General features: G+C 72.2%; 16 protein-coding genes and 1 riboswitch. Of the genes, 5 read left to right on the top strand and 11 right to left on the bottom strand.

Translation table 11 applies throughout. From position 1 onward, the window contains the following. Positions 1 to 47: 47 nt before the first annotated feature. The 10 genes from cobI to EJ357_RS10575 all read right to left on the bottom strand — a co-directional run bounded on the left by cobI (position 48) and on the right by EJ357_RS10575 (position 13755). Complete coding sequence (gene cobI, locus EJ357_RS10620; protein ID WP_175647359.1) at positions 48 to 812, bottom strand: precorrin-2 C(20)-methyltransferase; 765 nt, start codon at positions 810 to 812, stop codon at positions 48 to 50. Next, the gene (locus tag EJ357_RS10615) at positions 797 to 2281 is read right to left on the bottom strand and encodes a cobyrinate a,c-diamide synthase (RefSeq protein ID WP_188142317.1); all 1485 of its coding nucleotides are present in this window, start codon (positions 2279 to 2281) and stop codon (positions 797 to 799) included. The genes cobI and EJ357_RS10615 overlap by 16 nt, the downstream gene beginning before the upstream one ends. Then, positions 2278 to 2877, bottom strand: a complete 600-nt coding sequence (gene cobO / locus EJ357_RS10610; protein ID WP_126390914.1) for a cob(I)yrinic acid a,c-diamide adenosyltransferase — start codon at positions 2875 to 2877, stop codon at positions 2278 to 2280. Before cobO ends, EJ357_RS10615 begins: the two co-directional genes overlap by 4 nt. Next, positions 2877 to 4871, bottom strand: coding sequence for a putative cobaltochelatase (locus EJ357_RS10605; protein WP_126390912.1), 1995 nt, complete (start codon positions 4869 to 4871; stop codon positions 2877 to 2879). Before EJ357_RS10605 ends, cobO begins: the two co-directional genes overlap by 1 nt. Next, positions 4868 to 8524 (bottom strand): cobaltochelatase subunit CobN, encoded by a 3657-nt coding sequence (cobN, locus tag EJ357_RS10600; RefSeq protein ID WP_126390910.1) that lies wholly within the window; start codon positions 8522 to 8524, stop codon positions 4868 to 4870. The genes EJ357_RS10605 and cobN overlap by 4 nt, the downstream gene beginning before the upstream one ends. Further along, the gene (locus EJ357_RS10595; RefSeq protein ID WP_126390908.1) at positions 8521 to 10056 is read right to left on the bottom strand and encodes a cobyric acid synthase; all 1536 of its coding nucleotides are present in this window, start codon (positions 10054 to 10056) and stop codon (positions 8521 to 8523) included. The genes cobN and EJ357_RS10595 overlap by 4 nt, the downstream gene beginning before the upstream one ends. After that, positions 10053 to 10994 (bottom strand): cobalamin biosynthesis protein, encoded by a 942-nt coding sequence (locus EJ357_RS10590; protein WP_126390906.1) that lies wholly within the window; start codon positions 10992 to 10994, stop codon positions 10053 to 10055. The genes EJ357_RS10595 and EJ357_RS10590 overlap by 4 nt, the downstream gene beginning before the upstream one ends. Before the next feature lie 99 nt (positions 10995 to 11093). Then, positions 11094 to 11239: riboswitch (cobalamin riboswitch) on the bottom strand. A 107-nt stretch (positions 11240 to 11346) separates the two neighbouring features. Beyond that, entirely contained in the window at positions 11347 to 11568 is a 222-nt protein-coding gene (locus EJ357_RS10585; RefSeq protein WP_062142391.1) for a hypothetical protein, read from the bottom strand. Between the two features lie 43 nt (positions 11569 to 11611). Then, entirely contained in the window at positions 11612 to 12844 is a 1233-nt protein-coding gene (locus EJ357_RS10580; protein WP_126390904.1) for an inorganic phosphate transporter, read from the bottom strand. Positions 12845 to 13008: 164 nt separating this feature from the next. Next, entirely contained in the window at positions 13009 to 13755 is a 747-nt protein-coding gene (locus EJ357_RS10575) for a lysozyme (RefSeq protein ID WP_126390902.1), read from the bottom strand. 206 nt (positions 13756 to 13961) lie between these two features. On the opposite strand from EJ357_RS10575, the gene EJ357_RS10570 reads away from it, so the two are divergent. From EJ357_RS10570 to EJ357_RS10560, 3 genes are all read left to right on the top strand, one after another. Next, complete coding sequence (locus EJ357_RS10570; protein ID WP_126390900.1) at positions 13962 to 14702, top strand: class II aldolase/adducin family protein; 741 nt, start codon at positions 13962 to 13964, stop codon at positions 14700 to 14702. Between the two features lie 228 nt (positions 14703 to 14930). Then, positions 14931 to 16058 (top strand): alpha/beta hydrolase, encoded by a 1128-nt coding sequence (locus EJ357_RS10565; protein ID WP_126390898.1) that lies wholly within the window; start codon positions 14931 to 14933, stop codon positions 16056 to 16058. Positions 16059 to 16242: 184 nt separating this feature from the next. Further along, entirely contained in the window at positions 16243 to 17643 is a 1401-nt protein-coding gene (locus EJ357_RS10560; RefSeq protein WP_175647358.1) for a hypothetical protein, read from the top strand. Between the two features lie 12 nt (positions 17644 to 17655). Here the strand turns inward: EJ357_RS10560 and EJ357_RS10555 are convergent, their stop codons facing one another. Then, positions 17656 to 18069 carry a VOC family protein gene (locus EJ357_RS10555; RefSeq protein WP_126390896.1) on the bottom strand — a complete coding sequence of 138 codons (414 nt, stop codon included), beginning with the start codon at positions 18067 to 18069 and terminating at the stop codon, positions 17656 to 17658. An 801-nt stretch (positions 18070 to 18870) separates the two neighbouring features. On the opposite strand from EJ357_RS10555, the gene EJ357_RS48210 reads away from it, so the two are divergent. Continuing rightward, positions 18871 to 19176 (top strand): hypothetical protein, encoded by a 306-nt coding sequence (locus EJ357_RS48210; RefSeq protein ID WP_175647357.1) that lies wholly within the window; start codon positions 18871 to 18873, stop codon positions 19174 to 19176. Positions 19177 to 19268: 92 nt separating this feature from the next. Next, positions 19269 to 20867, top strand: a complete 1599-nt coding sequence (locus EJ357_RS10545) for an ABC-F family ATP-binding cassette domain-containing protein (protein WP_126390894.1) — start codon at positions 19269 to 19271, stop codon at positions 20865 to 20867. Positions 20868 to 20906 lie beyond the last annotated feature (39 nt).

Below are 20906 nucleotides of genomic sequence, written 5' to 3'. Positions count from 1 at the left end.
GACGGGGATCGGGGGTGGAGTTGGGGGCCAGGCTGTCGACGGGCGCGTCAGAGCTTGCCGCCCCGGCCGCCCTCGCGCCGCGCGGGTGCGATGAGCGTCGAGAGGTAGGGGAGGGGGGTGCCGTCGAGCTCGGCGGCCGGCCGGATCGACTCCTCCGTCAGCCCCAGCGCCGACCCCCACACCGCGTCCTGGAGCCGCCCGGTCTCCCGCAGGGCCTCGGCGACCTCGGCCGCCTGCCGCCCGAACTTGTAGGCGACGACGGTCCCGGGCCCGGCGAGGGCCTCCTTGAGCACGGTCGTCCCCGCGGTGACGGGCACGAGCGTGAGCGGTTCGGTCCCCTCGGTGAGCACGGCGCCCGACCGGGCGGCGAGGTCCTGCATGGCGGTGATACCGGGGACGGTCTCGACGACGGTGCCGGGCACCAGCTCGCCGATGGTCTGGGCGAGATAGGTGAACGTGGAGTACACGTTGGGGTCGCCGATGGTCGCGAAGGCGACGGTGCCATGCCCGCGCAACAACGCGGCCACCCGCTCGCCCGCCGCGTCCCAGGCGGCCTCGCGCCGCGCCCGGTCGGTGCGCTCATTGAGGGCGAACACGACCCGGACGACCTTCTCCTCGGGCACGTAGTGCAGCACGGTCGCCTCGGCGCGCCCACGCTCACCCCCGTCTTTTCCATCAGACGCAGCCATCACGGGTACGACGACGACATCGGCGGCCCGCAGAGCGTTGACGCCCTTGACGGTCACCAGCTCCGGATCCCCGGGACCGACCCCGACTCCGACCAACCTGCTGCTGCTCATGACGTCCGGCACCTCTCCACGAACCGACGGGCGACACCGGGCTCTGCGGCCCAGTGCGTGTGCAGATAACTCGCGTGCACGCCCTGCTGTACGAAACCTTCGACCCGCCGCACGGGGCTGCGCACACCCCAGGCGGGCGCCGCCCCCGAGCCGGGCTCGACGACGGTCCGATGAAACTCGTGCCCCCGCATGCGCGTCCCCGCGACGGCCAGCGGACTGTCGCTGACGGCGACCGCGTCCCGATACCCGAGGGTGAGCCGCTCGGACATCCGGGCGCCGGCGTCCAGCACCCCGCACATGGGCCGCCCGTCCAGCTCCCGGCAGAGGTAGAGCAGCCCGGCACACTCGGCGGCGACGGGAGAGCCACTCTCGGCGAGGGCGGCGACGGCCTTGCGCAGGGGCTCGTTGGCGGACAGCTCAGCGGCGTATACCTCCGGGAACCCGCCGCCGATGACCAAGCCGCGCGTCCCCTCGGGGAGTTGCTCGTCGCGCAGGGGATCGAAGGGGACGACTTCGGCACCGGCGGCGGTGAGAAGCTCGGCGTGCTCGGCGTAGGAGAAGGTGAAGGCGGGGCCGCCGGCGATGGCGACTCTCACTCCTGAGCCCAGGTCGGCACAATCCAGCCCGTCTGGGGGTCCCCCCTCTGGGGGAGTTTGAGGACGAGGCCCTTCGGGCCGAAGCGGGGGTCCGGGGGCGGCAACCCCCGGGGACGGGACGGGAAGGGGCGGCGCGGGCGAGGAAGCCAAGGCCTCAGCCGCACCCCAAGCCGCACACTCCAACGCACCCGCACTCCGCGCCAGCCCCAGCAACGCCTCCAGATCGCACCCGTCGGAGACCTGCGCGGCCATGGCCGCAACCGCCTCCACCGCCTCCGCCCGCCGCTCGGCGACCGGCACCAAGCCCAGATGCCGCGACGGCGTGTCCACCTGAACAACCCGCCGCAACACCCCCAGCACCGGCACCCCCGCCGAGTCCAGCGCCTCCCGCAACAACTCCTCGTGCCGATCCGACGCGACCTTGTTCAGGATCACGCCCCCGACCCGCACCTGCGGATCCCACGACGCGAACCCGTGCACCAGCGCCGCGACGGACCGCGACTGCGACGACGCGTCCACCACCAGCACCACCGGCGCCCGCAGCACCTTCGCCACATGAGCCGTGGACGCCAGTTCACCTTCCCCCGCGGCCCCGTCGTACAGCCCCATGACCCCCTCGACGACGGCGATGTCACACCCGCCCGCCCCGTGCAGGAACAACGGCCCGATCAATTCCGGCCCGCACAGATACGCGTCGAGGTTCCGCCCCACCCGCCCGCTCGCGAGCGCGTGATACCCGGGGTCGATGTAGTCCGGCCCGACCTTGTGCGGGGACACGGCAAGCCCCCGCGCGGCGAACGCGGCCATCAGCCCCGTGGCAACGGTGGTCTTGCCGCTGCCCGAGGAGGGCGCGGCAATGACCAGCCGAGGGACGGAAGAAGTCACCACTCGATGCCCCTCTGCCCCTTCTGCCCGGCGTCCATCGGGTGCTTGACCTTGGACATGTCGGTCACCAGGTCGGCGAAGTCGACGAGCTTCTCGGGCGCGTTGCGCCCCGTGATCACCACATGCTGGGTTCCGGGACGGTCGCGCAGCACGTCGATCACCTCGTCGGTGTCCACCCACCCCCAGTGCATCGGGTACGCGAACTCGTCGAGGACGTACAGCTTGTACGTCTCGGCGGCCAGGTCCCGCTTGACCTGCTCCCAGCCCTCGCGGGCCTTCTCCTCGTTGTCCATCTGCTGATCGCGCTGCACCCACGACCAGCCCTCACCCATCTTGTGCCAGTCGACGGACCCGCCCTCACCGCTGGCGCCCAGCACCCGCAGCGCGTTCTCCTCGCCGACCTTCCACTTCGCCGACTTGACGAACTGGAACACCCCGATGGGCCACCCCTGGTTCCAGGCCCGCAGCGCGAGCCCGAAGGCGGCGGTGGACTTGCCCTTGCCGATGCCCGTGTGCACGACGACGAGCGGACGGTTGCGCCGCTGACGGGTCGTCAGTCCGTCGTCCGGTACGACACTCGGCTGCCCCTGCGGCATTACGCGGCCCTCCTGCTTTGCTGAACGTCCTTGACCAGCCCGGCGATCGAGTCGGCCCGCAACTCGTCCAACGTCACCGCCGTACCACCCAGCTCACCCGCGAGCTGCCCCGCGAGCCCCAGCCGCACGGGCCCCGACTCGCAGTCGACCACGACGGACGCGACGCCCTCGGCCGCGAACAGCCGAGCCGCGCGCCCCGCGAGCGCCACCGGCTCGGTCCCGCCCGTGGCACGCCCATCGGTCACCACAACCACCAGCGCCCGCCGAGCCGGATCCCGCAGCCGCTCCACCCGCAACACCTCATGGGCCTTCAACAGCCCGGCCGCCAGCGGAGTACGCCCCCCGGTGGGCAGCGACTCCAGCCGTGCCGCGGCCGCGTCCACGGAGGAGGTCGGAGGCAGGGCGACATCGGCGGCCGACCCACGGAACGTCACCAGCCCCACCTTGTCCCGACGCTGGTACGCGTCCAGCAGCAGCGACAGCACGGCCCCCTTCACCGCACTCATCCGCTGCCGCGCCGCCATCGACCCGGAGGCGTCCACGACGAACAGCACGAGGTTCCCCTCGCGCCCCTCCCGCGTCGCCTGCCGCAGATCGTCCCGGCGCAGCACAAGGCCCGGCCCGGACCGTCCGCGCGCCCGCTGATGCGGCGCCGCCGCCTGCACGGTGGCCGCCAGGTGCAGCTTGGTCAGCGTCCCCCGGGGCCGCCGCGCACCGGTCGTCCGGCCGTGCTCGGTCCGCGCCCGAGAACGCCGCCCGGCAGCGCCGTCACCGAGCCCGGGCACGCTGAGCACCTTGGTGCGGAAGGGCTCGGCGGCCCGTACGGCGGACTGCTCGCCCGCGCCGGCCCCCGAGGGCTGCGGCTCGCCACCGTCACCGGCCTCCGGCCGGGCCCCGGAACCCCCCTCGCCCTGCGGCCCCTCGGACGGCGGCTGCCCGCCACCGCCACCGGGCCCGTCCGGGTCGGGATCCTCGTCGCCCTCGCCGCTGAACTCCTCCAGCGTCTGGTCGAGCTTGTCCTCGTCGAGCCCCGGCGCGTCGAAGGGGTTACGGCGCCTGCGGTGCGGCAGCGCGAGCAGCGCCGCCTGCCGGACGTCCTCGGCGAGCACATCGGTCCGCCCGGCCCACGCGGCCAGCGCGGTGGCCGTACGGGCCATCACGATGTCGGCCCGCATGCCGTCCACCTCGAACGCGGCACAGGTCGCCGCGATCTGCCGCAGCGCCCCGTCACCCAGCCGCACGGAGGGCAGCAGCTCCCGCGCCGCCACGATCCGTGCCCGTACGGCCGCCTCCTCGTCCGCCCACCGAGCGGCGAACCCGCCCGGATCGTCGTCGTACGCCAGCCGCCGCCGTACGACCTCCACCCGCTGGTCGGGCTCCCGCGAGGCCGCGACCTCGACGGTCAGGCCGAACCGGTCGAGCAACTGCGGCCGCAGCTCGCCCTCTTCGGGGTTCATGGTGCCGACGAGCAGGAAACGCGCCGCGTGCCGGACCGACACACCCTCGCGCTCGACGTACGACGCGCCCATCGCCGCCGCGTCCAGGAGCAGGTCGACGAGGTGGTCGTGGAGCAGGTTGACCTCGTCGACGTACAGGATCCCGCGGTGGGCGTCGGCGAGCAGCCCCGGCTCGAAGGCCTTGACGCCCTCGGCCAGCGCGCGCTCGATGTCCAGCGCGCCGACCAGGCGGTCCTCGGAGGCGCCGACGGGGAGTTCGACCATGCGGGCGGGGCGAGCGGTGCCCGCACCCGTCTCGTGCGGCCCGTCCGGGCACGCCGGGTCGGGGGTGCCCGGGTCGCAGGAGAAGCGGCATCCGGCGATCACCGGCACCTCGGGCATCAGCGCCGACAGCGCGCGCACGGCCGTCGACTTGGCGGTGCCCTTCTCGCCGCGCACCAGCACACCGCCCACCGCGGGCGACACGGCGTTCAGCAGCAGCGCGAGCCGCAGATCGTCCTGGCCGACAACGGCCGTAAAGGGGAAGGGGGTGCTCACTTCTCGTCACCCTCCAGGTCGCCTTCCAGCTCCAGGTACGTGGCGCGCAGCCGCTCCAGCGTGTCCGCGTCCGGCTCGGCCCACAGCCCGCGGTCGGCGGCCTCCAGCAGCCGCTCGGTGATGCCGCGCAGCGCCCACGGGTTGGACTTCTTCATGAAGTCCCGGTTCTCGGCGTCGAAGACGTACTCGGCCGACAGCTTCTCGTACATCCAGTCGTCGACGACCCCGGCCGTGGCGTCGTACCCGAAGAGGTAGTCCACGGTCGCGGCCATCTCGAAGGCGCCCTTGTAGCCGTGCCGGCGCATGGCCGCCATCCAGCGCGGGTTGACCACGCGGGCGCGGAAGACACGGTGGGTCTCCTCGCCGAGCGTGCGGGTCTTCACCTGGTCCGGGGTGGCGCTGTCACCCACGTACGCCTCGGGGTTGGCGCCCGTCAGGTGCCGCACCATGGCGACCATGCCGCCGTGGTACTGGAAGTAGTCGTCGGCGTCGACGAGGTCGTGCTCGCGCGTGTCGACGTTCTTCGCGGCGACGGCGATCCGCTTGAACGCGGTCTCCATGTCCCCGCGCGCCGCCCGCCCGTCGAGCCCGCGCCCGTAGGCGTAGCCGCCCCAGACGGCGTACACCTCGGCCAGGTCGGCGTCCGAGCGCCAGTTGCGGGCGTCGATCAGCGGCAGCAGACCGGCGCCGTACGCCCCCGGCTTCGAGCCGAAGATACGGGCCGTCGCGCGCCGCCGGTCGCCGTGCCCGGCGGTGTCCTCGTCGGCGTGGGCCTTCACGAAGTTCCGCTCGGCGGGCTCGTCCAGCTCGGCGACCTTGCGGACGGCGTCGTCGATGAGGCCGACGACATGCGGGAAGGCGTCCCGGAAGAACCCCGAGATGCGCACCGTGACGTCGATGCGCGGGCGCCCCAGTTCCTCCAGACCGATGACCTCGAAGCCGGTCACCCGGCGCGAGGCGTCGTCCCACACCGGGCGGCAGCCCAGCAGCGCGAGGATCTCGGCGATGTCGTCGCCCTGGGTCCGCATGGCCGAGGTGCCCCAGACCGTCAGGCCGACGGACTGCGGGAACTCGCCGGTGTCCTGCAGATACCGCTGCACCAGCGAGTCCGCGAGCGCCTGCCCGACCTCCCAGCTCAGCCTGGACGGGATGGCCTTGGGGTCGACGGAGTAGAAGTTCCGGCCGGTCGGCAGGACGTTGACCAGTCCGCGCGTCGGCGAACCGGACGGGCCCGCCGGGACGTAACCGCCGTCGAGCGCCTTGAGGATGTGGCCGATCTCGTCGGTGGTGCGGGCGAGGCGCGGCACGACCTCGGTGCAGGCGAACTCCAACACGGCCAGCGCGTCGGGGAGTTCGGTGCCGAGGACGTCACGGACGAGCGTACGGACCTCCGTGACCGCCCAGTCGCGCTCCTCCATCCCCTCCGCGATCCGCCGGCACAGCTGCTCCAGCAGGTCGATCGCGTCGGCGGCCGTACGGGACGGGCCCTCGACGAGGTCGCTCAGCTCGACCGGAACCTTCACCGGCGCGCCCGGTTCGGCGAGCAGCTCCTTCTCGACCAGCCCGAAGTGAGCGGCCAGCGCCGCCCTGAGCCCCGGCAGCGCGTTCGCCTGCCCGCCCCACACTTGCGAGGCGCGCAGCACGGCGAGCACCAGGTTCACGCGCGGCTCACCGACCGGACCGCCGCCGAGGATGTGCAGACCGTCGCGGATCTGCACGTCCTTGATCTCGCACAGATAGCCGTCGATGTGCATGACGAACTCGTCGAAGTCGTCGTCGTCCGGCTGCTCGTCGACATGCAGGTCGTTGTGCAGCTCGGCCGCCTTGACCAGCGTCCAGATCTGCGCGCGCACGGCCGGCGCCTTCGTCGGGTCCAGGTCGGAGACGAGCGCGTACTCGTCGAGGAGCTGCTCCAGCTTGGCCAGGTCGCCGTAGGTGTCGGCGCGTGCCATCGGCGGCACGAGGTGGTCGACGACGGTGGCGTGCCCGCGGCGCTTGGCCTGGGTGCCCTCGCCGGGGTCGTTGACGATGAACGGGTAGATCAGGGGCAGGTCACCGAGTACGGCGTCCGGAGCGCACCCGCCGCTGAGCCCCAGTCCCTTGCCCGGCAGCCACTCCATCGTGCCGTGCTTGCCCATGTGCACGATCGCGTCGGCGCCGAACGAGTTGTCCAGCCACCGGTAGGCCGCCATGTAGTGGTGCGACGGCGGCATGTCCGGGTCGTGGTAGATCGCGATCGGGTTCTCACCGAAGCCGCGCGGCGGCTGGATCATCACGACGACGTTCCCGAACCGGAGGGAGGCGAGGACGATGTCGTCCCCGTCGACGTAGAGGGACCCCGGCGGCTCGCCCCACGCCTCCAGCATCGCCTCCCGCAGCTCCGGGTCGAGCTTGTCGAACCAGGCCTGGTAGTCGGCCAGCGGCACGCGCGCGGGCGCGGACGCCAGCTGCTCCTCGGTGAGCCACTCGACGTCGTGCCCGCCGGCCTCGATGAGGCGGTGGATCAACTCGTCGCCGCCTGCGGGGTACTCGGTGACGCCGTACCCGGCCTGCTTGAGCGCGTCCAGCACCCGTACCGCCGACGCGGGCGTGTCGAGGCCGACCGCGTTGCCGACGCGCGAGTGCTTGGTCGGGTAGGCGGTGAAGACGAGCGCGAGCTTTTTGTCCGCGTTCGCCTTGTGCTTCAACTGCGCGTGCCGTACGGCGATTCCGGCGACGCGCCCGGCCCGCTCGGGGTCGGCGACATAGACCGGGACGTCGTCCGGGCCCTGCTCCTTGAAGGAGAACGGGACGGTGATCAGGCGGCCGTCGAACTCGGGGATCGCGACCTGCATCGCCGCGTCCATGGGGGAGAGGGCGGCGTCGGACTCGTCCCAGGCGCCCTTGGAGGACGTCAGGCACAGCCCCTGCAGCACGGGCACGTCGAGCTCGGCGAGCCGGCCGATGTCCCACGCCTCCTCGTCACCGCCCGCCGAGGCCTGCGAGGCGTGCGTGCCGCCGGCGGCGAGGACAGTGGCGACGAGGGCGTCGGCCTTCCCGAGGATCTCGTACAGCTCGGCGTCCGCCCCGCGCAGCGAACCGCAGTACACGGGAAGGGCGTTGGCGCCGTGTGCCTCGACGGCATCGCACAGGGTGTCCACGAAGGCGGTGTTGCCGCTGAGTTCATGGGCCCGGTAGAAGAGCACGCCCACGGTCGGACGGCCTTCCTGGACCGTACGGTCGCCGTGGACGCCGTACTCCGGCATCTTCTGCGGCTCGACGAACCCCTCGCCGGTCAGCAGCACGGTGTCGGAGAGGAACCGGGCGAGCTCGGTGAGGTTGGCGGGGCCGCCCTCGACCAGATACTTCAGCGCCTCGGCCACGACACCGGCCGGCACGGACGACTCGGCCATCAACTCCGCGTCCGGCACGGCCTCGCCGCCGAGCAGCACGGTCGGGATGCCCGACGCCCTGAGCCCTGCGAGCCCGTCCTCCCAGGCCCGCTTGCCGCCCAGCAGCCGTACGACGGCGATGTCCGCCCCGTCGAGCAGCGCGGGCAGCTCGGCCTCGACGTCGAGGCGGGTCGGGTTGCCGATCCGGTAGTCGGCACCGGAGGCGGCCCTGGCCGCCAGCAGATCCGTGTCGGCGGTCGACAACAACAACACAGTGCTCATGCGGGCGCTCCCGGTGGAATGAAAGGCAGTCCTTGCGGCGCGCCCGACTCGATGAGCCGCCAGAGCGCGTCCGTGTCCGCGTGCTGTTCGATCAGATCGCCGAGCCGGTCGAGCTGTTCCTCGCGCAGCGCGGCGAAAGAGGTGTCGGGGGCCGGCACGAAGCGACGGCCCGCGGCGGCCGCCACCTCGCGCAGGAAGGCCCGCCGGAAACGGTCCGACTCCAGGGAGCCGTGCCAGTGCGTGCCCCAGGTCTGCCCGACCCGGCAGCCGTCCAGGCTGTGTCCTTGGTCATCAGAGATGAAGGCATCTCCCCCGGCTATGTCGGCGACGCCGTGATGGATCTCGTACCCCTCGACGGGTTCCCCGAGGGCCTCGCCGACGGGCCGGGTGAGGGTCTTCTCGCGGGCGAACCGGACGCGGACGGGCAGGATGCCGAGCCCTTCGACATGCCCGCGCCGGCTCTCGACCTCGTCCTCGATGTGCTCGCCGAGGATCTGGAAGCCACCGCAGATACCGAGGACGGGCCGCCCTTCGGCGACCCTGCGCCCGATGGCCTCTGCAAGCCCCCGCTCCCGCAGCCACTCCAGGGCACGCACCGTCCCCCGGGTCCCCGGAATGACGACGAGGTCGGCGTCGGCGAGCTCCTCGGGCCGGTCCACGAACCGCACGACGACGCCCGGTTCGGCGGCGAGGGCGTCCACGTCGGTGAAGTTGGACATCAGGGGGATGGCGCACACGGCGACCCGGAGCACGTCCTCCCCGACGGGCGGGGCGACGTTCGACTCGCGCACGGTGCCGCGCAGGGAGACCCGGAGCCCGTCCTCCTCGTCGATGCCGAGGCCGTGTCGGAAGGGGAGGACGCCGTAGGTGTGCCGCCCGGTCAGTCCGTGCAGCATGTCGATCCCGGGTTCGAGGAGCGTCACGTCCCCCCGGAACTTGTTCACCAGGAACCCGGCGACGAGCGCCTGGTCCTCCGGGGAGAGGAGGGCGACGGTCCCGAAGAAGGAGGCGAAGACGCCGCCGCGGTCGATGTCACCCACCACCAGCACGGGCAGCCCGGCATTGCGGGCGATGCCCATGTTCACGATGTCGGTCCGCCTGAGGTTGATCTCAGCCGGACTCCCCGCCCCCTCACAGATCACCGCGTCATAAGTGCCCCGCAGTTCGGCGAGGCACTCCAGGACGGTCCCGAGCAGCTTCTGCTGCCGCCCCCCGTGATAGCCGCGCGCACTCAGTTCACCGACCGGCTTCCCGAGCAGCACGACCTGACTGCTCTGCTCGCCACCGGGCTTGAGCAGCACGGGATTCATCAGCGCGGTCGGCTCGACGCGACAGGCCTGCGCCTGCATGGCCTGAGCCCGCCCGATCTCGGCACCCTCGCGCGTGACGAACGAATTGAGGGACATGTTCTGCGCCTTGAACGGCGCGACCTTGACCCCTTGCCGCACCAGCCACCGGCAGATCCCGGCGGTGACGACGCTCTTGCCTGCGTCGGAGGTGGTGCCGGCGACGAGAAGCCCACCGCCCGTCATGACGTACGCCCCTTCACGATGCGGCGCGCGGCGACACAGGCGCCGAGAGCCAGCCAACTGACGCGCCTGGACAGCCGTATGGCCCGCTCGATGTCGTGGACGGCGACGGTACGTCCCGCCCCGTTGAGGACGGGCCGGTGCTCGACCCGCCCGCCGTACGACAGGGTCCCGCCCAGCCGAACCCCGAGCGCCCCCGCGAACGAGGCCTCCACGGGCCCGGCGTTGGGGCTCGGATGCTTGCCGGCGTCGGCGCGCCAGGCCCGTACGGCGCCCCGGGGATCGCGCCCGGCGACCGTCGCGAGTACGGCGGTGAGCCGCGCCCCCGGCCACCCGGCCACGTCGTCGAGGCGCGCCGAGGCCCACCCGTACCGCCGAAACCGGGGCGACCTGTGCCCCACCATGGCGTCCAGCGTGTTGACGGCCCGGAACCCGAGCAGCCCCGGCACCCCGCCGACGGCGCCCCACACGAGCGCCCCCACCACCGCGTCGGAGGTGTTCTCGGCGACGGACTCCACGACGGCCCGCGCGATCCCGTCCGCATCCAGCGCCTGCGGATCCCGCCCGCACAGATGCGGCAGCCGTTCCCGGGCCCCCTCGACGTCCCCTGCCTCCAGCGCACGCCCGATGACCCGGGCCTCGCGCGCGAGCGAGGTCCCGCCGACAACGGCCCAGGTGGCGGCGGCGGTCAGCGCGACAGAGGCGGTACGGGACGGACGCACGACTCGCTGCGCCACGGCACCGAGCGCCACGGCACCCCCCGCACACACGGCGGTGTGCAGCGCGCCCCACCCCCGGTGATCCCGCCACGCCACCTTCTCCACGGCCCCCGCGGCCCGTCCGAACGCGGCGACCGGATGCCCACGACGCGGATCGCCGAGCAGCAGATCACCGAGAAGTCCGGCGGCGGCGCCGTACGCGAAGACGCGATCGGCACGCATCGGGGTCAGCCGACCGTGGGTTCAGACGAGGGTCCGACACTGCATGTCGATCGGCAGGCGAGCATCGCGTTATGTCCTCACTCAGGGTGTCCACGCCCTGGTACGACGAGACCGGCGGCGAGAGTTCCTGGCTCCCGGGGCTATCTACCCCGGTGACAGTGGCGGGACCGCGCCGGATTCACACCGGCTTCCTCTCCTGCCGCCGTATATGGCTCCGGCAGTCCACCATGGGGTTGGAAGGGGCGTCAACTTGCCTTTGACCTGCGACGGGAGAGTGTGCGAAGGCCCACACAGACGTGAGGTGCGGGACGGTGTTCCGTCCCGCACCTCAGGTGTTCTCGCGCGCTGTGCGTCAGGCCACGATCAGATAGATCCCGTACCCCACGGCAGCCGCGCACGCCGCGAAGCACGCATACGCCCCCGTCACCGCGAGCGCGGCCGAGCCCCCCTGCGCGGAGGCCTTCTCCTGGCGGGACAGGCCCGCGATGCCGAGGGTGAACAGGCCCACCAGGGCCACGGTGACCACGAGACTGACGCCGAAGACGGAGCCGAGAGCTGCCCAGTCGATCTTCATGCTGCTACTTCCTGAGGAGATGGGTCGAGTAACCGGGCGGGGATCAGACGGTGGCCTGCGAAGGCGCTGCCTCGGAGGCGGGGGCCGGAATCGTGGCCGACAGGTCCTCGGTCGCCGTGCCCGCCGGCGGCGGGGTCACCGCGGCGATGGCGGTGGTCACCACGCCGGCCGGCTCGTCGGTCTCGTTGACGTTCGTGTGGTCGACGACCTCGCGGCGGGAGATCTTCCAGATCGCGGCGCTGGAGGTGACCAGGAAGACCGCGACGAGGGCGGTGCCCCAGGCACCGAAGCCGGTCACGTACTCGGCGAGCGCGCCGACCAGGGCCGCGGCCGGGAGCGTCAGGCCCCAGGCGACGAACATGCGGGTGGCCGTCGACCAGCGGACCACGCCGCCCTTGCGGCCGAGGCCCGCGCCCATCACCGCGCCGGAGACGGAGTGCGTGGTGGAGAGGGAGAAGCCGAGGTGGGAGGAGGCCAGGATGACCGTCGCGGCGCTGGTCTGGGCGGCGAAGCCCTGCTGCGGCTGGAGGTCGGTCAGGCCCTTGCCCATGGTGCGGATGATGCGCCAGCCGCCGAGGTAGGTACCGAGCGCGATGGCCACGCCCGCGGAGAGGATGACCCACATGGGCGGGTCGGAGTCGGGGGCGAGGGTGCCGCCGGCGACCAGGGCGAGGGTGATGATGCCCATCGTCTTCTGCGCGTCGTTGGTGCCGTGGGCGAGGGAGACCAGGCCGGCGGAGGCGATCTGGCCGGCGCGGTAGCCCTTCTTGGAGGCGTTGCCGTCCGCCTTCTTGCCGAGGCTGTACGTCAGGCGGGTGGCCAGCAGCGCGGCGATGCCCGCGACCAGCGGGGCGGCGATCGCCGGGATCAGGACCTTGGTCACCAGGACGTCGCCGTGGACCGCGCCGACACCGGCGGAGGCGATGGTGGCGCCGATCAGGCCGCCCATCAGGGCGTGCGAGGAGCTGGACGGCAGTCCGACCAGCCAGGTCAGCAGGTTCCAGAGGATCGCGCCGACCAGCGCGGCGAATATGACTTCGGGACGGATGCCGGTCTCGTCCACGAGACCTTTGGAGATCGTGTTGGCGACCTCCACGGAGAGGAAGGCGCCGACAAGGTTCAGTACGGCGGACATGGCCACCGCGACCTTGGGCTTGAGCGCACCGGTCGAGATGGTCGTGGCCATCGCGTTGGCGGTGTCGTGGAAACCGTTCGTGAAATCGAACGCGAGTGCGGTTACCACCACAATCGCGAGGATCAGCGAGAAGTTTTCCATTTACCCAGGCAATCGTTCGAGGTCATTGGCCGGACGAACGTAGGTAACCTGGATGAACGGAAGGTGAACTGGGGCAGGCCGCACGGTGTCCGGGAGGGAGGGCTTTCCCCAACGGGAGAGGGTCCCCCTTCCGCCGGATGGCGCGCGGCCCAGGCGCCGCAGGGCTAGTAGCCCCGGGCGAACTTCCGCAGCTGGGTCATGGACCCGTTGAAGAGATTTTGATCACCCGGCAGGCTGCCGCCGTTGTCGTACTGCCAGATGGTCCAGAACTGCCATCCCGCCGGCAGTGCCCCCGCGCTGGAGGAGTTGTAGCGGGCTATCCACAGCGCGTGATTCGAGGCGAAGGCGCGGCTGGCGCCGGTGCACGTGTTCCACCAGTGGGTGGTGGTGTAGATCACCGGACGGCGGCCGGTGAGCCGCTTCACCTCGTTGCTGAAGGACTGGATCCAGTTGACCATCTTGGCCTTGCTCAGTCCGTAGCACTTGTGCTTGCTGTACGGGTTGTATTCGATGTCGAGCGCGGGCGGCAGAGTCCAGCCGTCCGACGTCCAGCCGCCGCCGTTGCGCACGAAGTGCTGCGCCTGCGTCCTGCCGGCCGACTTGTTCGGCAGGGCGAAGTGGTACGCGCCGCGGATCAGGCCCGCGTTGCGGGAGCCGTTGTACTGCTGGTCGAAGTACGGGTTGCGGTAGGTGTGGGACTCGGTCGCCTTGACGTAGACGAACCGCGCGCCCTTCGCCTTCGAGCTCTGCCAGTTGACGTTCTTCTGATGGGAAGAGACGTCGTGCCCCTTGGGCTTGCCGGCTGCCATCGCCGGGATCTCGGCGAGTGCGGTTCCCCCCAGCGCGAGTGCGGCCACGGATGCCGCTACGAGGCGGGAGCGGTGACGGGACGGTTTGTGATCACGAGCCATATTTCCCCCCGGAATGGCGACGTGCGCGACAAATCTCCCAGAGATTACTGGAGGGCCGTTGAAAGCCGATCGATCTCAGGCCAAGCCGGAGAGAGGGGGATTCATCCTGATATGTCATCTTCCGGATGCCTGCATTCCGCCCTAAAGTGCCCCGGCCCGTCGGCGACTTGAGACCGTCTCGGGGTCGCGCCTGGCAGGATCGCCGCATGGCTGAGGAGCGGCGGGACCAGCGGGGCGATCGGGAAGCGCGGGATGCGCGGGAGGGCGCACAGGAAGTGGGGGAGCCGTGGGGCAGGAGTGCGCGGCCCGAGGAGACGGAGGCCTGGGAGGCCCTCGTGGCGACGGCGCGGCGCACCGTGTCCGACGGGCTGGTCGTCGGCACGTCCGGGAACGTCTCGGTGCGGGTCGGTGACACGGTGCTGGTCACCCCGTCGGGAGTGCCGTACGACCGCCTGACGCCGGACGATGTGACGGGGGTCGACCTGGACGGCAGGCAGGTGCTGGGGTCGCTGGTGCCGACGAGCGAGCTGCCCATGCATCTGGCCGTCTACCGGGCCACGGACGCCCGTGCCGTCGTCCACACCCACGCGGTCCACGCGACGGCCGTCTCGACCCTGGTTCCCGAGCTCCCGCTGATCCACTACATGGCCGGCGGCCTCGGCGGACCCGTCCGAGTCGCCCCGTATGCGACGTACGGCACCCAGGAGTTGGCCGAGAACATGCTCCGGGCGCTCACCGGCCGCACCGCCTGCCTCCTCCAGAACCACGGCACGATCGGCTACGGCGCGACCCTGGACCAGGCCTACGACCGTACGGCCCAGCTGGAGTGGATGTGCCGCCTGTGGCTCACGGCGTCCTCGGTACCGGGACTCGCACCGACACTGCTGTCGGAGGAGCAGGTGGCGGAGGCGGGGGAGCGGCTGCGGGGGTATGGGCAACGGGGGTGAGGGGTGCTGGCGCACTTGGACGCAGGCCCAGGCATTCCAGCCCGTTGGGGGTGGGCCCCCTCTGGGGGAGTTTGAGGACGAGGCCCGTTCAGGGCCGAAGCGGGGGTATGGGGGCGGCAGCCCCCAGGGACGGGACGGGTAGGGGCGGCGGGGGCGAGACAGGCGGAACCTCACCCAAACCCGCCCTCCCACTGGCCGCTCCTCCCGTCCGCCCGGACACTGGAACACGTGCGCACTGTCAAAGCGACGGCCGCCGCCGTCACCGTGGCCCTGGCCGCCGGCGCCGCCACCGTGGCGGCCGGCCGATTCGCCAGCGGAGCCGCGCTGACCGCGCCCGCCGGCCGCCCCCTGCCCACCGAACCCCGGCTCACCGTGCACGCCACGGCCGCCGGCCAGATCGCCCTCACCCGCGACCTCGCCTCCCTGCGCCCCGGCACCTACGGCCTCTCCGGCGACGGCTCGCACGCGGTCGTCGGCCCCGTACTGCCCGCGGCGAGCCACTCCGCCGACACCGTCGTACGCCGCCTGGAGCGCGTCACCCACGGCAGCTTCAAGCCCGGCGACACCGTCTGGCTCACCCCGAACGTGTACGTCGGCAACCCGAGCGCCGCCCTCGGTCTCGACCACGCCGACGTCGACATCCCCGGCGAACTCGGCGCCCTGCCCGCCTGGTTCGTCCCCGGCAGCCGCAGCACCTGGGTCATCGCGGTGCACGGCCTCGGCACCACCCGCGAACACGCCATGAACGTCATGCGGTTCCTCAACGGCCGCCACTTCCCGGTCCTCGCCCTCTCCTACCGCGGCGACCTCGGCGCACCCCGCCCGCCGGACGGACTGAACCACCTCGGCGAGACCGAGTGGCGCGACCTGGACGCGGCGATGCGCTACGCCGTGCGGTACGGCGCCGAACAGTTCGTCCTGCTCGGCTGGTCCACCGGCGCGACCATGGCGCTGCGCGCCGCCGCGCACTCGGGCCTGCGTGAGCGTGTCTCCGGCCTCGTCCTGGACTCCCCGGTGCTCAACTGGGAGGCCACACTGCGTGCCCTCGCCAGGGCCCGCCACACGCCGAGTGTGCTGCTGCCGCTCGCGGTCCGCGCGGCACAGGGCCGCACCGGCCTGGACACCGACCGCGCCACCGGCAACGGTGCGCCCGACCGCCTCACGGTGCCGACCCTCATCTTCCACGGCCCCGGCGACAGGGTGGCCCCCTGGACCCTCTCCCGCCGGCTCGCCGACGCCCACCCCAACCTGGTGGCCCTCCACACGGTCCGCAACGCCCCCCACGCCGCCATGTGGAACGCCGACCCCGAGTTCTACGAAGAGGCCCTGCGCCGCTTCATGACACCGCTCATGTGACGCCGCTCGACCGACGTCGCCCTCCCCTGGCTCCCGCACCGGTGGCACAGGTTCCGTTTAACCCCGTACCACTGGCCTGTTATCGGTCCTTCGCCGCTCACGGGACCCCGTGCGTTGGCCATCCCCGTAGCCCCTGGTGACATTCCGTTTGGGTTTTCGGACCGTCAACCGGAAGACTGCACCCGTGACGTCCCGTATCCCGCGCGACTCCAGGCTTCGACTCGTCCGCCCGCGACCCCTGGCCGCCGCCCCCAGAGCCGTGAACCAGCGACGCCCACGGCGCCCCGTACCCCGCCCTCCGGAGGGCACACCGGCCCCGTCCGAGCTGGCCAGAATGGCTCGCTCCGGTCTGGCCAGCGCGGCCCGCGTCGCCCACTGGGCCGACGCCGCCCTGCGCCCCGGCCGGGACGGTGCCGGCTCCGACGGCAAGGGCACCCTCTCCGACGCGACCGCCGAACGGGCCGCGATCGACCTGGGCCTGACCGTGGCTCAGGTGCGCGCGGACTGGGACACCGCCCGGCTCGCCGGTCTCGTCGAGGTGCACGGCGACAGCGCGCGGCCCGGCTGGCGACTGCGCGCCTGGGACCGCGACGACAGCGCCGTCCTGCGCGGCTGGGTCGCTCTCTTCGACGCCTGGTCGATCGCCCACCCGGAACCCGAGCGGCTCGCGCACGGCGCCGTCGCCGACGTCGTGTCCGCCATGCCGCAGGTGCTCTCCTTCCTCCAGCTGTCCGCCGGGCCCGTCCCCGTCGAGCAGCTCCTGGACCTGCTGGAGCAGCGCGTCACCGAACTGCGCACCGAGAGATGCGAGATCCCCTACGGGCCGCAGCCCGAGCCGATGGCCGACCCGGCCGCCGCGGACACGCCCCTCGCCCCGCTCCTCGACTGGGCCCTGCACGCCCTCGCCTCCGTCGGCGCCCTCACCTACGGCGACGGCCAGGCCACCCTCACCCCGCTCGGCAGCTGGGCGGTCTGGGTCAAGCTGGAGCAGATCTGCGTCGCCGCCCAGAGCCCCGCCGGGAACATCGAGCAGGCGGCCGAGGACATGCTCCGCGGCTGCGCCCAGCTCCGCCCCAACGCCGCCCGCGACGAATACCGCGCCTGGCTCGCCGCACGCCCGGTCGGCAGCGCCGTCACCGAACTCCTCGGCGCCGCCCGCGGCGACGACGCCCTCCTGCGCGGCCTCGCCTTCGAGGCGCTGCGCGTCGTCGGCGCCCCCGCCGAGCCCGACGTACGTGCCGTCGTCGACGAGCCGACCCTGCGGCCGTACGCCCTGCTGTGGCTCGCCGAGCACGACGGGATCGACCCCGAGGACGCCCACGAGGTGCTCACCCGGGAAGAGGCCACCTGGCTGTGGGTCGACACCGCCGCCGCCGTCGCCGACCACGGCGAGGCCCCCATGCTCGTACGGCACCTGGAGTCGGCGCTGCAGCCGACCGTGCCCGCGCTCCTCGTCGAGGTGCGTGCCGTCGGTCATCCCCGCACCGTGCAGGTTCTGGTCGCACTCGCCGCCGCGCACCCCGACCCCGCGCTCGCGAAGGCCGTGCGCCGCGCCGCCTTCCAGGTGCACACCGGGGGGAGCTGAGCCGGGCCGGCCTCAGTTCCCCAGCGCGGGGGCGTAGGTGCCGAAGCTCCACACGTTGCCCTCGCTGTCGCGGGCCATGTAGTCCCGCGAGCCGTAGTCCTGGTCCGTCGGGGGCATCAGGATCTCCGCGCCGTGTTCCACGGCCCGCCGGTGGTGTGCGTCGACGTCGTCCACCACGACGTACACGCCGGTCGGGCCCGCGTCCTTCATCAGCTTGTCGAAGGTGCTGCCGGTGCCCGTCGAACCGAGCATCACCGCGCCGTTGCCCTGCACCAGTTCCGCATGCGCGATCTTGCCGTCCTCGGTCTCGTACACCGCCAGTTCCGTGAACCCGAAGGCCTCCGTGAGCTGCTTGATCGCCGCCTTCGCGTCCACGTAGTGCAGCGTCGGGTAGATGCTCGGACGCCCACCGCTCGTGCCTGCCATACCGATCACCCCTTTGTGATCAATCCCGTGATCAATCGCTGTGGTCCACAGCCGCCGAAATGCCGGATCCCGACCCGCTGCCCAGTCTTGCAGCGACCACCGACAACGGCCCGCGGGTCGGGCCACCGGGCCCCTCCCGAGGGCCGAACGGGGGAGAAGGCCCCGGCGAGTTGCCGTGTCCCGACCGCCCGCCCCAGTCGTCCGCCCCGAACCTGCTGCGCTCCGCGGCTGATCCGCCGGAAGCGGGCCGCGGTGCAGTCGCTGCCCCGCAGGCCGCCGAGGCCCAGGAGGAACCCGGGACGGGGTCCGAGGGAGCGTCGGTGATCGTCCTGCCGACCGAGGTGACCGAGCAGCCCCGCCCCCCCCGCTCCGAGCCCCCTCCTCGCGGCCGCGTCGCTCCTGCTCCTGGTCCTCCCCGTCCTCGCCGCCGCCCACCACGTCGCCCCGCCCCCTACGGCGACCACCTCACCGTCCACGCACGCGTACCGCACGCCACCCCGCTGCCACTGCGGCCGCACCCGCAGGCCCCGGCGCACCTGCGCACGCGCCTCGCCGCCATCGAGGCCCACGACCCCCGCGTCGGCCTCCTCCTGTGGCGCCACACCCGCGAAGGCCGCCGCCCCCTGACCTCGCTCCAGGCGCGGCTCCACGCGCGCGTGGAGGTCGTCACGCTCTGGGGCGACGGCATGGTCACCGACACCGACGGTCGCTCCGTGCGCCGGCACCGCGCGCTGCCCGCGGCCGGCGACTGGCTGCCGGCCCACGGCGCGGCACCGGCGTCCTGCGCCCCCTCGGGCGGGCATGCTCGCGGTCGTCACGCCGGGCCGCGTCGTCGCGTACCGGATCGCCGACGGCGTCCCGCGCCGGGTGCTTCCCGCTCGCGAGGGCCGTGCCTTCGAGCCCGCACGTGCCGAACGTCACGGCGGGGCGCTGCTCCTCGCCAGGCCCCGCCCCCGCGCGGCCTGGACCGCCCAGCTCATCGCCGTGCACGACCTGGGGCGGATCACCCCGGACCGCAGGTCGCTCGGCGACGAAGTCCGCGAGGAAGGGGCTCGGCGGCGGCCCGAACACCCGGACCCACGAAAAGTGGTTGCACGGCCCCGTTAGACTGGCCTCATGGCCATTCTCCTCGCGCATTAGACGGCGGGAACGTCCTCAGCCGCCCATCCCGCCACTTAACCCCGCCCTGGAGTCTGTCCGTGATTTCCGCCTCCGGTATCGAGCTGCGCGCCGGTGCGCGCGTCCTCATCGAGTCCGCGACCTTCCGAGTCGCCAAGGGTGACCGCATCGGCCTCGTCGGCCGCAACGGCGCCGGCAAGACCACCCTCACCAAGTGCCTGGCCGGCGAGGGCATCCCCGCCGGCGGCAACATCACCCGCTCCGGCGAGGTCGGCTACCTCCCGCAGGACCCCCGCACCGGCGACCTCGACGTCCTCGCCCGCGACCGCGTCCTGTCCGCGCGCGGCCTGGACGTACTGATCCGCAAGATGCGCGAGAACGAACAGCGCATCGCCAACGGCCAGGGCGCCACCCGCGAGAAGGCCCTGAAGCAGTACGAGCGCCAGGAGACGGAGTTCCTCACCAAGGGCGGGTACGCCGCCGAGGCCGAGGCCGCCACCATCGCCGCCGCGCTCAACCTGCCCGACCGGGTGCTCGGCCAGCCGCTGCACACCCTCTCCGGCGGTCAGCGCCGCCGTATCGAGCTGGCCCGCATCCTGTTCTCCGACGCGGACACCCTGCTGCTCGACGAGCCGACCAACCACCTCGACGCCGACTCGATCGTCTGGCTGCGGGACTACCTGAAGACCTACCGCGGAGGGTTCATCGTGATCTCCCACGACGTGGACCTGGTCGAGACGGTCGTCAACAAGGTGTTCTACCTGGACGCCAACCGTGCCCAGATCGACGTCTACAACATGGGCTGGAAGCTCTACCAGCAGCAGCGCGAGGCCGACGAGAAGCGCCGCAAGCGCGAGCGGCAGAACGCCGAGAAGAAGGCCGCCGCGCTGCACTCGCAGGCCGACAAGATGCGCGCCAAGGCCACCAAGACCGTCGCCGCGCAGAACATGGCCAAGCGTGCCGACCGGCTGCTCGCCGGACTCGAGGCGGTGCGCCAGAGCGACAAGGTCGCCAAGCTCCGCTTCCCCGAGCCCGCGCCCTGCGGCAAGACCCCGCTGACCGCCGAGGGCCTGTCGAAGTCGTACGGCTCGCTGGAGATCTTCACCGACGTCGACCTGGCCATCGACAAGGGGTCGAGGGTCGTCATCCTCGGGCTCAACGGCGCCGGCAAGACCACCCTGCTCCGCCTCCTCGGCGGCGTCGAGAAGCCCGACACCGGCGAGGTGATCGAGGGCCACGGCCTCAAGCTCGGGTACTACGCCCAGGAGCACGAGACCCTCGACCCCGAGCGCACGGTGCTGGAGAACATGCGCTCCGCGGCCCCCGACATGGACCTCGTCGAGGTCCGCAAGGTGCTCGGCTCGTTCCTGTTCTCCGGTGACGACGTCGACAAGCCTGCCGGGGTCCTCTCCGGCGGTGAGAAGACCCGTCTCGCGCTCGCGACCCTGGTCGTCTCCTCGGCGAATGTCCTGCTCCTCGACGAGCCCACCAACAACCTCGACCCGGCCAGCCGCGAGGAGATCCTCGGCGCGCTGCGCACGTACAAGGGCGCGGTCGTGCTCGTCACCCACGACGAGGGCGCCGTCGAGGCGCTGCAGCCGGAACGGATCATTCTGCTGCCGGACGGTGTCGAGGACCTGTGGGGCGCCGACTACGCGGATCTCGTCGCCCTGGCTTGATCGAATGCGTGATCACCGGCGTATGGATCATTCGGCCCA

This window comes from Streptomyces cyaneochromogenes (genome assembly GCF_003963535.1).
Classification (GTDB): domain Bacteria; phylum Actinomycetota; class Actinomycetes; order Streptomycetales; family Streptomycetaceae; genus Streptomyces; species Streptomyces shaanxiensis.
This window is presented reverse-complemented; position numbering and strand designations above follow the sequence as displayed.

Coding starts and splice junctions, on each gene's coding strand:
- EJ357_RS10590 (WP_126390906.1), bottom strand. CDS start 10,994: ATGCGTGCCGATCGCGTCTTCGCGTACGGCGCCGCCGCCGGACTTCTC.
- EJ357_RS10575 (WP_126390902.1), bottom strand. CDS start 13,755: ATGGCTCGTGATCACAAACCGTCCCGTCACCGCTCCCGCCTCGTAGCG.
- EJ357_RS10585 (WP_062142391.1), bottom strand. CDS start 11,568: ATGAAGATCGACTGGGCAGCTCTCGGCTCCGTCTTCGGCGTCAGTCTC.
- cobN (WP_126390910.1), bottom strand. CDS start 8,524: ATGAGCACTGTGTTGTTGTTGTCGACCGCCGACACGGATCTGCTGGCG.
- EJ357_RS10570 (WP_126390900.1), top strand. CDS start 13,962: ATGGCTGAGGAGCGGCGGGACCAGCGGGGCGATCGGGAAGCGCGGGAT.
- EJ357_RS10555 (WP_126390896.1), bottom strand. CDS start 18,069: ATGGCAGGCACGAGCGGTGGGCGTCCGAGCATCTACCCGACGCTGCAC.
- EJ357_RS10595 (WP_126390908.1), bottom strand. CDS start 10,056: ATGACGGGCGGTGGGCTTCTCGTCGCCGGCACCACCTCCGACGCAGGC.
- cobO (WP_126390914.1), bottom strand. CDS start 2,877: ATGCCGCAGGGGCAGCCGAGTGTCGTACCGGACGACGGACTGACGACC.
- EJ357_RS10580 (WP_126390904.1), bottom strand. CDS start 12,844: ATGGAAAACTTCTCGCTGATCCTCGCGATTGTGGTGGTAACCGCACTC.
- EJ357_RS48210 (WP_175647357.1), top strand. CDS start 18,871: ATGCTCGCGGTCGTCACGCCGGGCCGCGTCGTCGCGTACCGGATCGCC.